This window comes from Brevundimonas sp. GW821-FHT12C05, assembly GCF_058807475.1.
The window spans coordinates 185,248-197,888 of record NZ_JBXAQS010000001.1 but is presented as its reverse complement, the minus strand read 5'-3'; the positions used below and the strand labels follow the sequence as shown (position 1 = coordinate 197,888).

Here is a 12,641-nt window from a genome sequence, read left to right as displayed (position 1 = left end):
GGCCTTCACCGCGCGGCGTCCAGATGCCGCGCCGCCATATCCCGCACGGCAGCCTTCAAGCCATCTCGTGGATCACCATCGTAGTCGAACCCCTCGGCGGTGAAGACCGCGCGAGCAAACGCATCGGCGGTTTCAGGCGGATGATCAGCAATCCGGTCATAGCCATCCGGCGACAGGCAGAAGCCAAGCTCTACGCAAAGCTCGCTCAGAAGCGCCCCGACCTGATCCTCAGTCATCGTCCGAGACCTTCCGGTCCGCCGCCGCCCGCGCCTCCGCCATCTTGGCCAGCACCCGGCCGCGGCCCTTGGCCAAGGCGTGGATGGCGCCGCGGAAGGTGGCGACCTCCTGCTCGCTGAAGGCCGACCGGCCCAGCATGACACGCAGGTTCTGACTCATCGACCGCTTCTTCTCGGGCGGGAAGAAGAAGCCCCCGGCCTCCAGCTCCGCCTCGAAATGCTCGTACATGCCGATCAACAGCTCGTTGGACGCCGGCGGGTCGATCTCGCGGAAGCGCGGCGGCGGGGCGTCCAGGATCAGGGTGCGCCACTCATAGGCGTTGATCGCCACCGCCTGCGCCAGGTTCAGCGAATGGTGCTTCGGGTCGATCGGAATGGTGGTGATCCCGGCGGTCAGGGCGATGTCGGTCGTCTCCAGTCCAGCGCGCTCGCCGCCGAACAGGATGCCGGTCTTCAGGCCCGAGGCGGTGTCGTCGTAAAGGATGCGCGCCGACTCACGCGGCGTGCGCACAGGCATCCGCGTCTCGCGCGGGCGGGCCGTGGTCGAGAAGACGGTGTTCAGGTCCGCGACCGCCTCGGCCACGCTGTCGAACACCTTGACCTCGTCCAGCACCCAGTCGGCGCCCGAGGCCGTGGCCCAGGCGCGCTCCTGCGGCCAGCCGTCGCGCGGGCTGACGAGGCGCAGTTCGCTCAGGCCGAAATTGGCCATCACCCGCGCCACCGCGCCGATGTTGTCGGCCAGCTGGGATTTGTCGAGGATAACGACGGGCGGGGTCAGGTCGGACATGGGCCGTCCCTACCCCCGCAGACCGTCGGGCGAAACCCTCAGTCCTCGCCGATCATGGCCAGCCATGGATCGGCGGTCCCGGCTTCGACCTCGGCCACCTTCACCGCCGGCCAGCCGATGCTGTCGTCGGCCGAGTCGCGCCAGGCCAGGATGTAGAAGTCGCGCAGCTCCGAGGCGCCGGCGGCCAGTCGGGCGATGGTGAACTGTGCGCCGCGCGCGTCGCCGTCGCCGAAGCCCCCGGCCTTCTCCAGCCGGTAGAAGGGCGTCACCTGCGACAGGGTCTCGCGCAGATAGGCGGGCACCCGGGCGCGCAGGTCGAAGCCGTCCAGCTTCGGTGCGGCCATGGCGGCCTCGATGGCGTCCAGACGGGCGACCTTGGCGGTGAAGGCGCCCTCGAACTGGCTGTGGGTCTGGCGCGAGGTGGTAAAGCCTTCGGGGTTCGGCGTGTTCCGGTCCCAGCCGTTGTAGTGGATGGTCGTGTGGTGCGGCTGCGAGCCGTCGCCGATGTAGTGGCCCAGCACGCCCATATCACGCAGGATCAGGGCCTCGCGCCGCTCGCGGTCGACACGGTACCAAGCCCTCTTCGTCGGATCGGTCTCACGCGCTTCCTGGGCGTTCAGCACGCGCCAGTAGGCGAAGTCGCGCACCAAGTTCTGATAGCCGTCCCAGATCGCATACGGCAGGTAGCCCGCGTCATTGACGTCGAGCCCGGCGGTCGTGAGCGCGGCGTCGTATTCCGACTTCAGGCGCGGCAGGGCGTCGATCGACGGGCCCGCGGCGCTCATGATGAAGCCGTTGTCGTCCATGTCCACGAAGTGGGCCGTGTCCCGTTCGCGGTCGTGCGGCTGGCCGCCGCCCTTCCAACGGTCCGGCTCGCGCGCCAGCTCGCCGATGTCGGCCGCCGCGCCCGGCGTGCGCAGGAAGGCGGGCATGTCGTCGGGCAGGGCGCGCATGGCGGCGATCCCGATCAGCCGGTGGCCGGTGTTGCCCCACGCCTGCACGGCGGCGGGAACGGCGACGGCGGCCAGCACGCAGACAGCGGCGGCGGCGAGGGCGAAACGCTTCATGGGGGGCAAGGTCCGGATTGTGGATGTGATCGCGTTAGATCGCCCTCGCGGCGGCGTCCAGCGGCATCTTGTGACGCCAGCTTGACCGCAGCCTCGCGCCCGCCCTAACGCTGGTCATCCCTGTTGTGAGGTCCGTCGTGTTCAAACGTTCCCTGTTGCTGGCCGCCGGCCTGATCGCCCTCGCCACCGCCGCCCAGGCCCAGACCGCCGCGGCGCCCGTTGCGGCGCCGGCGCCGCTGGTCGTCGATCAGGCCCGGGTCGAGGCGCATGAGGCCTTCCTGGCGGGCGACGCCCTGCGCGGCCGCGGCAGCGCTTCGCCGGACGAGGCCGTCGCCGCCGCCTATGTCGCCGCCCGCTTCGCCGAATACGGCCTCAAGCCCGCGCCGGGCATGAACGGCTATCTGCAGACCGCCGGCGTCGTTCGCCGCGAGCCCGTCGCCCCTAGCCGCCGCGCGCGCTGGGAGGTCATCGCCCCCGAAGGCGCCGAACGCATCACCACCAACGCCGTCGGCTGGCTCCAGGGCTCGGACCCGTCGGCGGGCGTGATCATGATCTCGGCCCACCTGGACCACCTCGGCGTCCGCGACGGCGTCATCATGCACGGCGCCAATGACGACGCCTCCGGTGTCGCCGCCGTGCTGGAGCTGGCCCGCACCCTGGCCGGGGGCGAGCAGCCGAAGCGCTCCATCCTGTTCGTCTGCTACGGCGCCGAGGAGATGGGCCTGCTCGGCTCCCTCTGGTTCGCCCGCAACCCGCCGGTGCCGATCTCGGACATCGTCGCCAATCTCGAGATCGAGATGATCGGCCAACAGGACCCCAACATGCCCGCCGGCGTCATGATGATCACCGGTTTCGAGCGCTCCAATTTCGGCCCGGCCCTGAAGGAGCGCGGCGCCCTGATCGCGCCCGACATCTATCCGGACCAGCATTTCTTCGAGCGGTCGGACAACTACCAGCTGGCCCTGCAGGGCGTGGTCGCCCACACCGTGTCCGGCTGGGCCACTATTCCTAACTACCACACGGCCGACGACACCATCGCCAACCTGGATATTCCCTTCATGACCCGGGCGATCCAGTCCCTGGTCGAGCCCATGCGCTGGCTCGCCTCCAGCGACTTCAAGCCCGACTGGGTCGAAGGCGGCCGGCCGCAGCCGCGGCAGTAGGGGCGTCAGCCGATCCCGAACGCGGCCTCGGTCCGGTCGACCCACGCCCTGACCGCCGGATAGGCTGACAGGTCGAAATCGCCCTCATGCGCCACGCGGGTGTAGGCGACCAGCGCCAGGTCGGCGAGCGAGGCCGCCGCGCCCGCCAGCCAGTCGCGCCCGGCCAGCCCCGCCTCCATACGCGCCAGAGCCGCATGGCCGCGCTCCATCAGCCGGGGCTCGATCTCGTCCGCCGTTTTCCCGGCCAGCACCCGCTGGAACCGCGCCACGGCGATATAGGGCTCGTGGCTGTACTGCTCCCAGAACAGCCATTCGAACATCCTGGCCCTCTCGTAGGCGTCGGTCGGGATCAGGGCCGTCCCCTCGCCCATGTGGACAAGTATGGCGTTCGACTGCGCCAGCGCCCGACCGTCCTCCAATACAATCGTCGGCGTCTGCCCGGCGGGGTTCAGGGTCAAAAACTGTGGAGATCGGGTCACACCGGTTGTGACATCAGTTTCGATCCAGCGATAATCACGCCGCAACCAATCGAGCAACCACTTGACCTTCAAACAGTTGCCGGAACGAATATCACCATAGACAGTAAGCATCGCGCACCAGCAAAGAGTTTGTAACCTGCGAATACAGCTTACAGACTTGTCATCGTCAGCCAAGCACAGTTCCGCTTAACCATCCAGAAGCCCCACTTATCCACGGACGATCCGGACAGGAGGTCGCACCCGGGTGCGAATGTCTGTCTTTTGACACAATTGGAAACGAAAAGCCCATCGCCGGACAAGTCGGGGCCGGTGATTCCGCGAGTCTGTTCATGCTCGGCACTGCCGCCGCGTTCGCCCTGCTTTGGGCGATGGCCTTCCCCGCTCAGGCGGACGTCACGGAAGATCCGGTCTCCTACGAAGCGGCGTCGTCGCAATCGTGGGGTGCTGAAGAAACCTCCGCGACCGATGAAGGTTCCAACGACGGCGCCGTGGTCGAGCTGACCTCCGAACAACAGGCCCTGATGGACGGCGACGCCCGCTGGAGCGCCTCGGCGCGCCTCTATCACGCGGGCGGCGGCGGCGCGACGGGCAACGATAGCCTCGGTTGCCGCCCGATCGCCATGCGCACCGTCGCCGTCGATCCCCGCTACATTCCGCGCCGCAGCGTGCTGTTCATCCGCGAGACGGTTGGGCTGCGCCTGGCCGACGGCACCATCCATGACGGCTACTGGTACGCCTCCGACACCGGCGGCGCGATCAAGGGCCAGAAGGTCGACCTCTACACCGGCCACGGTCGCGGTTCGATGCAGCAGGCCATGCGCCTGAACATGCGCACCCTGACCATCGCCGACGCCGGTCGTTTCGACGGCTGCCCGCCCTCGTGGGACGCCGCCCCCAGCCGCGCCCCGCTGATGGCCGCCTCGGCCCGCACCAACGGCGCATCCAACTAGACCCGCCCAAGCCTACCTGACACCGATTTAATGTGACTCCCTGCTACACCTGTAACATGCTACATATGTAGCAGAGTACAGGAGGTCGCCGTGATCGAGTCCCTGCCCCGCCGTGAGCGCGAGGTGTTCGAGGTGCTGTGCGGGCTGGAGTCCGCCACGGCCAGCGCCGTTCGCGCCGGCCTCAGCGATCCGCCCAGCGACTCCGCCGTTCGCACCCTGCTGGGCCGGCTGGTCGCCAAGGGGCTGATCATCCACCGCACGGTCAATCAGGCCTATGTCTATGCGCCCGCGCCCGCGGCGTCCTCGATCGCCGAGGGCGCGCTGCAACGGCTGGTCCGCACCTTCTTCGACGGCTCCGCCGCCAGCGCCGCCACCGCCCTGCTCGGGATGGCGGAAAGCCTGAAGGACGAAGAACTCGACGCCCTTCAGAAGGCCATAGATCAGGCCCGGGAGCGGGGGTTGTGAGCGCCGCCGTCCTGTTCGACATGGCGTGGAAGTCCGGGGTGGTCGCCGCCGCCGTCCTCGCCGCCGCGAACCTGGTGCGATCCCGCCCGTCGGCCGAGCGCGTGGCCCTGCTGCGGCTCGGCGTTGTGGTGGTGCTGACCCTGCCCCTGCTGACGACCGTCATTCCGGCCCTGCGGATCCAGGCCCCGGCCCTCGCTCGCCTCGTGCCCGCTCCGGCCGCCGCTCCCGCCGTCGCCCCAGCGCCCGTCCCTCTCCCTTCCATCACCACCGCCGCTCCGCCCCGCCCCGCCGCTGCGGTCGCGCCGGCGCGCGCCGCGCCTCCGCACCGCATCACCCCGCTCGCCATGCTCGGCGTCGTCTGGGCGACAGGTGTCGCGGTCCTGCTCCTGCGCCTGCTGGCCGGAGTGGCCGCGCTGGCCCTGTGGACCCGCCGCGCCGATCCAGTGAACGATCCGGCCTGGCGCGCGGCGCTGGACCGCGCCATCGCCGGCGGCCGGCGGCCACGCCTCAAGGTCTCGTCGCGCATCGCTTCGCCGCTGAGCTGGAGCTGGCCGCGCGGCGTCATCCTGATCGACGAAGCCACCCTGTCGCGACCTGACCGCGCCGACGCCGTCCTGACGCATGAGATGGGCCATATCCGCCATTATGACTGGCTGTTCCTGATGCTGTCGCACGCCCTCGTCGCCATGCAGTGGTTCAACCCATTCGTCTGGCTCCTTCAGAAGGAACTGGCGCGCCAGTCCGAGCACGCCGCCGACGCTTGGGCCGTTCGCCGTATCGGCCGGACGGATTACGCGGGGGCCCTGGTCGCCATGGCCCGGAGCGCCCGCCCGCACGCCGCGCTGGGCATGGCGGGACCGACCGCCAGCGACCTGGCGCGCCGGGTCGCCGCCATCCTGGATGCGTCTCGCGGCAAGGGCCGCCCGTGGTCGACCGCCGTGGCCGCGGCCGCCTGTGTCGGCATGGCCGGTCCGTTGGCGGCGCTGGAGTGGACGCCGGAAGCCCTGCCCGCGCCCCTGCGTCCCGCCGCCGCCCCGGCGTCTGGCTCCGCCGCTTCCGCCGCTCCCACCACCGCCGCGGCCGTCGTCGCCCTGTTGCCGCAGGGTCTCGCGACTCCCTCCGGCGCGAGCCCGGCCGAGCCCCCATCCCCCGACGCGCTCGCCGCCCTCATCCGCCAGCGTGATCGCGGCCTGGCCATGTTCGAAGCCGGCGCCCGCACAATGGAGGCCGGCGCCGCACAGATCCGCCGGCATATGAATCTTGTGCCCGACCCAGGGGAACGGGCCGAAATGGCGCAGGAGGCTGACAACCTGATCCGTGAGGCCGCCGGGCTGCGCGCCCAGGCCCGCGACCTAGCCGCCCGCGATCCCGCCACTCTGAAACCCATGTCGGAGGAGGAGGAGCGTCAGATGGCCGGCGAGTTGCAGAGCCTGCTCGCCATGCCGGCACAGATGGGCATGGACTTGCCGGTGAACGCCAATATCCCCGTGGGTGTAGAGGCCGGCGCCGCCCTGCCCCTTCCCGTCCCGCTCGTAACGCCCGCCGGTCCGCCGCAGGCCCGCGAGGGGCTCGCCGCCGGGCTGCGCGAGGGGGCCGGGCGAACGCGCGACCAGGCCGCCCGGATGGACGCGGAAGCCGCACGGATCGAGCAGGATAGGTCGCGAACGCAGGAGGCGGCCGATCACGCCGTCAACCTGCGAAACGACGCCTCCGCCCTCCGCCAGCAGGCCGACGATCTTGATCAGCAGGCCGCCGACACGATGTCCGACTGACCTGATCCCCGCCCCCTGACCGCCTTCGTCCACGCCGCTCCCACGGCGTCACGCCACCCCCTTGCCTGACGGCAGGATCTTCCCCCCCCAAACCGGAGATACCCGATGCGACCCCTCGCCATCGTTTGCGGGCTGCTGCTCGCCGCCTGCCCCGTCACCGCCGCCCTGGCCCATGACGACGCGCTCGCCCCGCAGGCTCGCTTCATCTACGGCGACCTGAACCTGCGCCGCCCGACGGATCAGGACGAATTGGTCGTTCGCGTCGCCCGCGCCGCCGCCGACTATTGCCGCGACCACGCCGAGGTGGTCACGCCCCATCATCAGCGTGCGAATGCGCGGTACTGTCCGACCACCATGCGAGTGCAGCTGATGTGGGCCATGCCCCCGTCCGTCCGCCACGCCTATGACGCAGGCTGGCGACGGCGGCCCTGAGCACGCCGGGGTTCCTTTTCTAGAACTTCCGCCTGCCGGAGACCGTCTCGAAGAACATCCGCCAGTCGCCCATCAGGCTCCACAGCGGGTATTTGAAGGTCGCCGGCCGGTTCTTCTCGAAGAAGAAATGCCCCACCCAGGCGAAGCCGTAGCCGATCACCGGCATCAGCAGCAGCCACCACGGGTTCAGCGTCGCGATCGCCAGCACCACGACCCCCAGCACCAGGGCGCTGCCCACGATGTGAATCCGCCGGCACGTCCGGTTGGAATGCTCGTGGATATAATACGGATAGAATTGGCTGAACGACTGGTAGCGTTCGCCGGGAGCGGGCTGGCTGGTCATGGGAGCGAAGGTTCCGCCCGGAACGCGACGCGGTCAAGCGCCGCCCGTTCACCATCCCTGTCAGCCGCCGGGTAAGGCCTTGCATCCCATGATGCCGGCCTCGACGGGAGCATCTCCATGCAGGCCTTCTCCATCGCCGCCTCCGGCATCTCCGACGCCACGGCCCGCTTCGCCGCCAGCGCGGAACGCACCGCCCGCGCGCCTCTGGACGATCTGGCGGGCGAAAGCGTCGAACGCATTGAGGCCGAGGTCGCGCTGAAGGCCAATGTCGCCGTGCTGAAGACCGCCGACGAGATGTACGGCAGCCTGCTGGATATCCTCGCCTAGACCTCCGCCGGCTCCGGCCCCAGGAGCCGTCGGATCATCGGCCAGATGTTGGCCAGGGCCGAGAAGAAGCCGACCACGCTCGAGACCCACTGGAACGCCGTCCACACCCAGCCGAACAGGTCGCCGTCGCCGATCGCCTCGCTGATCGGGAACAGCAGCCGCGCCACCCCGATCTGGAAGGCGGCGTAGGCCTGGGAGTATTCGATCGAGCGGTCGGCGAAGAAGGCGATGGCCACCGCCGCCGACACCGGCGCCCACAGCAGCGGCAGCGCCAGCAGGGCCGCCAGAACCAGCACCGCCAGCTTGGTCCCCAAGGTCTGGGGCGACAGCAGGCTGGCGATCACGCCGGCCCCGAGGCCCAGAAGGACCCCGATCATCACCGCCGGCAGCACCAGGTCAGCCGCGTCGATCAGGTCCACGAACACCGCCGCCAGCCAGACCCCCGCCCCCGCCAGCAGGAAGGCTCCCACCCACAGGGCGGCGTACTGTCCCAGACGGCGTTTCAGATGAGCCAGGCTGATCATGGCGACGACTCCGCGATGCCCCGAGCATGGCCCGACCAGGCGTCCAAGTCCACTTGCCGAACAGCGGTCTGGCGGTCAGACGTCCGCCTTGGCCGGGAGTTCGAAAAAGCCGGTGAACCGCTCGAAGACCGCCGCGTCGCCCGCGACGGCCACCTCGCCCGAGGCCCGCAGATCGTCCAGCGTCCGGAAGCCGTAGACCATAGCCGCCACATCCGAAGGCCGCGCGGTCAGCATGACCTGCGCCGTCTCCGCCGCGCCCCGTTCCGCGGTCAGCACGCGGTCCGCGACCGTCACGACGAACTCTTCCGGGCCGAAACGGAAGCCGATCGACAGGCAGACGTCGCCGGCCTTGTCCGCGTCGAACATCGTCTTCAGCGACAGCATCATGGAGACAGAGCTCAACGGCAGGGTCGGGTCGTGGGCCGGCGACCGCGCCGCCCACTTGCCCAGCGCCCCGATGATCGGCTCGGCCTCCCGACCCCAGTCGGTCAGCTCATAGACCTGCACCGAGGCCGGCGGCGGCAGGCGGCGCCTCACCATCAGCCCGGCGGCCTCCAACCCCTCCAGCCTCTGCGTCAGCACATTGGCGCTCAGTCCCGGCAGACCCGCCTTGAGGTCCCCGAACCGCTTTGGGCCCAGCATCAGCTCGCGCATCACCAGCAGCGCCCAGCGCTCGCCGACCAGGTCCAGCGCGTGCGCGGTTCCACAGGCGTCCTCATAACGCCGCGCCGGCTGCTTGGTTATCTTTTCTAACTTCATGCTTGCGTTTAGTAACATTCCAAGTCAGATTTCTCAAGCCGCAAGACGCCGGCGCAAGATGAAGCGCCGCCTGCCGCGCTCAAACCCCAGGAGAGAGACATGCCCTTCCTCGACATCACCGTCATCCCCGTGCCCACCGCCAAAAAAGACGCCTATCTCAAGCACTCCTCCGTGATGTCGCCCCTCTTCCGCGAGCAAGGCGCCCTGTCGGTCACCGAGACCTGGGGCGAGGACGTGCCGGACGGCAAGGTCACCGACTTCAAGCGCGCCGTGGCTCTGCAGGACGGCGAGACCGTCGCTGTCGGCTGGATCACCTGGCCCGACAAGGCGACCCGCGACACGGGCTGGGAAAAGCTGATGCAGGACGAGCGCATGATGGGCGGGGACGAGCCGCCCTTCGACGGCAAGCGCATGATCTTCGCCGGCTTCGACGTCATCGCCGAGAACTGAGACGCCCCGCGGCAGCGTCCTCGTGTCGTGGCGACGCTGCCGCCGCCTACCGGCAGAACCGCGTGTCCGTCGCCTCCAGATGGAGGTGGTCGGCATGGACCGTGTTGTAGTCGGGGCTCAGCGTGGTCCCGAAGATCCGGCAGGCGTCGTCGCGGATGCGGCGCAGGAAGCGCTGCTCGGCCTCGTCGCCGCCGAACCAACGCTCCTTGACGCTGATCCGCCGCCCGTCGCGCAGCCGCACGCCCGCGAAATCCAGCGCCGCGGCCTGGGCGTGGGCGCTGATCCGGGTGCTGGCGCCGCCCGTATTGATGTTTCGGCAGGCGTAGGCCCCGAAATGATCGATCTGGACCACATCCGAGCCGAGGATCTCCCGCGCCGCCGGCTCCAACGACTGCCGCCGCCAGAGGCTGACCGCCAGCGCCGTGCGGCAGGTCATCTCCACGTCGCCGGGCGCCATCCGCGCCACCGTGCCCATGTCGGGCCCCAGCACGCCTCCGGCGGTCAGGCCGCAGCCTTGCGGGTCGCCCCGGTCGGGCACGGGACGGAAGGTCACCCTGGCCGCCGTCAGCTGGGCGACGCATTGGCTGAGATCGGCGCTTTCGCGGATCACCGCCGCGCGGGAGCCGGCGCCGATGGGTTGGTCGACCAGATTGCCCACCAGCGGCGCCTCGGTGCGCGAAGGCATGGTTGGATAGCGTGTCGGCGCGGGCCGGCGCTCGGGCAGCATGGGGCTGCAGCTCGCCAGCAGCAGCAGGCCGGACAGGGCGGTCGCGAGGGTGCGGAAGGGAAGACGCATCGGGCGGGACGCTAGGGTGATTTGCGGTCCGGCTGCATCACGAGAGAGCGAGGGCGCCTCAACGAAAAAGGGCGGCTCTTTCGAACCGCCCTTTCCTCATTCTCAGCTGTCCAGGAAGGACCGCAGCTTCCGCGACCGGCTCGGGTGCTTCAGCTTGCGCAGCGCCTTGGCCTCGATCTGACGGATCCGTTCGCGGGTCACGCTGAACTGCTGGCCGACTTCTTCCAGGGTGTGATCGGTGTTCATGCCGATGCCGAAGCGCATGCGCAGGACCCGTTCCTCGCGCGGCGTCAGCGACGCCAGCACGCGGGTCGTGGTCTCGCGCAGGTTCGACTGGATGGCGGCGTCGATCGGCAGGACGGCGTTCTTGTCCTCGATGAAGTCGCCCAGGTGCGAGTCTTCCTCGTCGCCGATCGGCGTTTCGAGCGAGATCGGCTCCTTGGCGATCTTCAGGACCTTGCGGACCTTCTCCAGCGGCATGGCCAGCTTTTCAGCCAGCTCTTCCGGGGTCGGCTCGCGGCCGATCTCGTGCAGCATCTGGCGGCTCGTGCGGACGATCTTGTTGATCGTCTCGATCATGTGCACCGGGATACGGATGGTCCGCGCCTGGTCGGCGATCGAGCGGGTGATCGCCTGACGGATCCACCAGGTCGCATAGGTCGAGAACTTGTAGCCGCGGCGGTACTCGAACTTGTCGACCGCCTTCATCAGGCCGATGTTGCCCTCCTGGATCAGGTCCAGGAACTGCAGGCCGCGGTTGGTGTATTTCTTGGCGATGGAGATCACGAGGCGCAGGTTGGCCTCGACCATTTCCTTCTTGGCCTGACGGGCCTCGCGCTCGCCCTTCTGGACGGTCTGAACGATGCGGCGGTAGTCGTCGATCGGCAGGCCGGCTTCGGTCGCCACGGCGGCGACGTCGGCGCGGATCTGGGCGATCTGGCCGGCTTCGTTGTCGCTGAACTTGGTCCAGCGGACGCCCATTTCCTTGACGTTGTCGGCCCAGTTCGGATCCAGTTCCTTGGTGAAGTAGGCCTTCAGGAACTCGGGACGCGAGATGCCGTAGCTGTCGGCCAGACGCAGCAGGCGGCCTTCCAGCCCCATCAGACGCTTGTTGATCGCGTACAGCTGCTCAACCAGCGCCTCGATGCGGTTGTTGTTCAGCTTCATCGTCTTCAGGCGGCCCGAGATGGTCGCCGTCAGGGTGTCATAGGCCTTCTGGTCCTTGGCGTTCAGGATCTCGCCCTTCAGGCGCGCCTCAACCAGCTTGTCCTGCAGCTTGCGGAAGCCGCCGAAGTCCGACGCGATGGCGTCCAGCACTTCCATGACGCCGTCGCGCAGCTCGGCTTCCAGCGCCGAGATCGACATGCCGCCGCCGTCGTCGAAATCCTCGTCGTCGTCGTCAGATTCCGGCTTCTCTTCGCCTTCGGCCTTCTCCTCGACTTCTTCCTCGACCGCTTCACCGGCCGGCGGCTGGTTGTGCGGCAGGGACGAGGGGTTCAGCACGCCGTAGGTGGCGTCCAGGTCGATGACCTCGCGCAGCAGGATGCGGTTGTTCGCCAGTTCGTCGCGCCAGACCATGATGGCCTCAAAGGTCAGCGCGCTTTCGCACAGACCCGAGATCATGGCGTCGCGGCCGGCCTCGATGCGCTTGGCGATGGCGATTTCGCCCTCGCGGCTCAGCAGCTCGACCGAGCCCATTTCGCGCAGATACATCCGCACGGGGTCATCGGTGCGGTCATAGGCGGCCTTGGCCGGCGTCTCGGCGACGTTGGTCTCGGCGCGCTCGGCGACTTCGCCGCCCTCGCCTTCCTTCTGCTCGGCGTCTTCCTCGGCCTCAACGACGTTGACGCCCATCTCGCTGAGCATGGCCAAGGTGTCCTCGATCGCGTCGGGGGTCACCTCTTCGGACGGGAGGACCTTGTTCAGCTCCTCCATCGTCACATAGCCCTTGGCCTTGGCTTGCTTGATGAATTTCTTGACGCCGGCGTCGGTAAGGTCGAGCAGCGGGCCGTCGCTCTGAACTTCGGCTTCCTGCGTCTCGGTCTGGGCGCTCATTCAGTCTCTTCTCCGCGGGGAGGGCTGATCAGGCCC

The 12,641-nt window shown here is 68.8% G+C and carries 16 protein-coding genes; 7 read left to right on the top strand and 9 right to left on the bottom strand.

Annotation, left to right across the window (positions count from 1 at the left end; all coding sequences use genetic code 11):
* Positions 1-5: 5 nt before the first annotated feature.
* The 3 genes from AC1RRF_RS00855 to AC1RRF_RS00845 are packed head-to-tail and all read right to left on the bottom strand — an operon-like array spanning position 6 to position 2,090.
* Positions 6-236 (bottom strand): hypothetical protein, encoded by a 231-nt coding sequence (locus tag AC1RRF_RS00855; protein ID WP_492831919.1) that lies wholly within the window; start codon positions 234-236, stop codon positions 6-8.
* A complete protein-coding gene (locus AC1RRF_RS00850; RefSeq protein WP_492831917.1) occupies positions 229-1,023 on the bottom strand; it encodes an RNA methyltransferase in 795 nt (264 codons plus the stop codon). Before AC1RRF_RS00850 ends, AC1RRF_RS00855 begins: the two co-directional genes overlap by 8 nt.
* Before the next feature lie 38 nt (positions 1,024-1,061).
* Positions 1,062-2,090 carry a phospholipase C/P1 nuclease family protein gene (locus AC1RRF_RS00845; RefSeq protein ID WP_492831915.1) on the bottom strand — a complete coding sequence of 343 codons (1,029 nt, stop codon included), beginning with the start codon at positions 2,088-2,090 and terminating at the stop codon, positions 1,062-1,064.
* Between the two features lie 137 nt (positions 2,091-2,227).
* Between AC1RRF_RS00845 and AC1RRF_RS00840 the strand changes: the two genes are divergently transcribed.
* Positions 2,228-3,253, top strand: coding sequence for a M28 family metallopeptidase (locus tag AC1RRF_RS00840; protein ID WP_492831914.1), 1,026 nt, complete (start codon positions 2,228-2,230; stop codon positions 3,251-3,253).
* 5 nt (positions 3,254-3,258) lie between these two features.
* Here AC1RRF_RS00840 and AC1RRF_RS00835 read toward each other — a convergent pair whose 3' ends face one another.
* The gene (locus AC1RRF_RS00835; RefSeq protein WP_492834118.1) at positions 3,259-3,843 is read right to left on the bottom strand and encodes a glutathione S-transferase family protein; all 585 of its coding nucleotides are present in this window, start codon (positions 3,841-3,843) and stop codon (positions 3,259-3,261) included.
* Between the two features lie 218 nt (positions 3,844-4,061).
* Here AC1RRF_RS00835 and AC1RRF_RS00830 point away from each other — a divergent pair, with 218 nt between their 5' ends.
* From AC1RRF_RS00830 to AC1RRF_RS00815, 4 genes are all read left to right on the top strand, one after another.
* Positions 4,062-4,682 carry a 3D domain-containing protein gene (locus tag AC1RRF_RS00830; RefSeq protein WP_492831912.1) on the top strand — a complete coding sequence of 207 codons (621 nt, stop codon included), beginning with the start codon at positions 4,062-4,064 and terminating at the stop codon, positions 4,680-4,682.
* A 90-nt stretch (positions 4,683-4,772) separates the two neighbouring features.
* On the top strand, positions 4,773-5,147 hold the full coding sequence (locus AC1RRF_RS00825) for a BlaI/MecI/CopY family transcriptional regulator (RefSeq protein WP_492831910.1): 375 nt from the start codon (positions 4,773-4,775) through the stop codon (positions 5,145-5,147).
* On the top strand, positions 5,144-6,919 hold the full coding sequence (locus tag AC1RRF_RS00820; protein WP_492831908.1) for a M56 family metallopeptidase: 1,776 nt from the start codon (positions 5,144-5,146) through the stop codon (positions 6,917-6,919). The genes AC1RRF_RS00825 and AC1RRF_RS00820 overlap by 4 nt, the downstream gene beginning before the upstream one ends.
* 105 nt (positions 6,920-7,024) lie before the next feature.
* A complete protein-coding gene (locus AC1RRF_RS00815) occupies positions 7,025-7,351 on the top strand; it encodes a UrcA family protein (RefSeq protein ID WP_492831906.1) in 327 nt (108 codons plus the stop codon).
* 19 nt (positions 7,352-7,370) lie between these two features.
* Here AC1RRF_RS00815 and AC1RRF_RS00810 read toward each other — a convergent pair whose 3' ends face one another.
* A complete protein-coding gene (locus tag AC1RRF_RS00810) occupies positions 7,371-7,694 on the bottom strand; it encodes an Mpo1-like protein (protein WP_492831904.1) in 324 nt (107 codons plus the stop codon).
* 117 nt (positions 7,695-7,811) lie between these two features.
* On the opposite strand from AC1RRF_RS00810, the gene AC1RRF_RS00805 reads away from it, so the two are divergent.
* On the top strand, positions 7,812-8,021 hold the full coding sequence (locus AC1RRF_RS00805) for a flagellar hook protein FlgE (RefSeq protein WP_492831902.1): 210 nt from the start codon (positions 7,812-7,814) through the stop codon (positions 8,019-8,021).
* Here the strand turns inward: AC1RRF_RS00805 and AC1RRF_RS00800 are convergent.
* Both AC1RRF_RS00800 and AC1RRF_RS00795 read right to left on the bottom strand, forming a co-directional pair.
* Positions 8,018-8,545: a hypothetical protein gene (locus AC1RRF_RS00800; protein WP_492831900.1), complete on the bottom strand. Its 528-nt coding sequence runs from the start codon at positions 8,543-8,545 to the stop codon at positions 8,018-8,020. The genes AC1RRF_RS00805 and AC1RRF_RS00800 overlap by 4 nt on opposite strands.
* Before the next feature lie 75 nt (positions 8,546-8,620).
* Complete coding sequence (locus AC1RRF_RS00795) at positions 8,621-9,304, bottom strand: winged helix-turn-helix transcriptional regulator (RefSeq protein WP_492831898.1); 684 nt, start codon at positions 9,302-9,304, stop codon at positions 8,621-8,623.
* 99 nt (positions 9,305-9,403) lie between these two features.
* Here AC1RRF_RS00795 and AC1RRF_RS00790 point away from each other — a divergent pair, with 99 nt between their 5' ends.
* Entirely contained in the window at positions 9,404-9,754 is a 351-nt protein-coding gene (locus AC1RRF_RS00790) for a DUF1428 domain-containing protein (RefSeq protein ID WP_492831896.1), read from the top strand.
* Positions 9,755-9,800: 46 nt separating this feature from the next.
* Here the strand turns inward: AC1RRF_RS00790 and AC1RRF_RS00785 are convergent, their stop codons facing one another.
* On the bottom strand, positions 9,801-10,550 hold the full coding sequence (locus AC1RRF_RS00785; protein ID WP_492831894.1) for an extensin-like domain-containing protein: 750 nt from the start codon (positions 10,548-10,550) through the stop codon (positions 9,801-9,803).
* A 102-nt stretch (positions 10,551-10,652) separates the two neighbouring features.
* Positions 10,653-12,605: an RNA polymerase sigma factor RpoD gene (gene rpoD / locus AC1RRF_RS00780; protein WP_492831892.1), complete on the bottom strand. Its 1,953-nt coding sequence runs from the start codon at positions 12,603-12,605 to the stop codon at positions 10,653-10,655.
* Between the last annotated feature and the right edge of the window lie 36 nt (positions 12,606-12,641).

Coding starts and splice junctions, on each gene's coding strand:
- AC1RRF_RS00845 (WP_492831915.1), bottom strand. CDS start 2,090: ATGAAGCGTTTCGCCCTCGCCGCCGCCGCTGTCTGCGTGCTGGCCGCC.
- AC1RRF_RS00800 (WP_492831900.1), bottom strand. CDS start 8,545: ATGATCAGCCTGGCTCATCTGAAACGCCGTCTGGGACAGTACGCCGCC.
- AC1RRF_RS00835 (WP_492834118.1), bottom strand. CDS start 3,843: ATGCTTACTGTCTATGGTGATATTCGTTCCGGCAACTGTTTGAAGGTC.
- AC1RRF_RS00810 (WP_492831904.1), bottom strand. CDS start 7,694: ATGACCAGCCAGCCCGCTCCCGGCGAACGCTACCAGTCGTTCAGCCAA.
- AC1RRF_RS00805 (WP_492831902.1), top strand. CDS start 7,812: ATGCAGGCCTTCTCCATCGCCGCCTCCGGCATCTCCGACGCCACGGCC.
- AC1RRF_RS00855 (WP_492831919.1), bottom strand. CDS start 236: ATGACTGAGGATCAGGTCGGGGCGCTTCTGAGCGAGCTTTGCGTAGAG.
- AC1RRF_RS00795 (WP_492831898.1), bottom strand. CDS start 9,304: ATGAAGTTAGAAAAGATAACCAAGCAGCCGGCGCGGCGTTATGAGGAC.
- AC1RRF_RS00850 (WP_492831917.1), bottom strand. CDS start 1,023: ATGTCCGACCTGACCCCGCCCGTCGTTATCCTCGACAAATCCCAGCTG.
- AC1RRF_RS00815 (WP_492831906.1), top strand. CDS start 7,025: ATGCGACCCCTCGCCATCGTTTGCGGGCTGCTGCTCGCCGCCTGCCCC.
- AC1RRF_RS00830 (WP_492831912.1), top strand. CDS start 4,062: ATGCTCGGCACTGCCGCCGCGTTCGCCCTGCTTTGGGCGATGGCCTTC.
- AC1RRF_RS00785 (WP_492831894.1), bottom strand. CDS start 10,550: ATGCGTCTTCCCTTCCGCACCCTCGCGACCGCCCTGTCCGGCCTGCTG.
- rpoD (WP_492831892.1), bottom strand. CDS start 12,605: ATGAGCGCCCAGACCGAGACGCAGGAAGCCGAAGTTCAGAGCGACGGC.
- AC1RRF_RS00790 (WP_492831896.1), top strand. CDS start 9,404: ATGCCCTTCCTCGACATCACCGTCATCCCCGTGCCCACCGCCAAAAAA.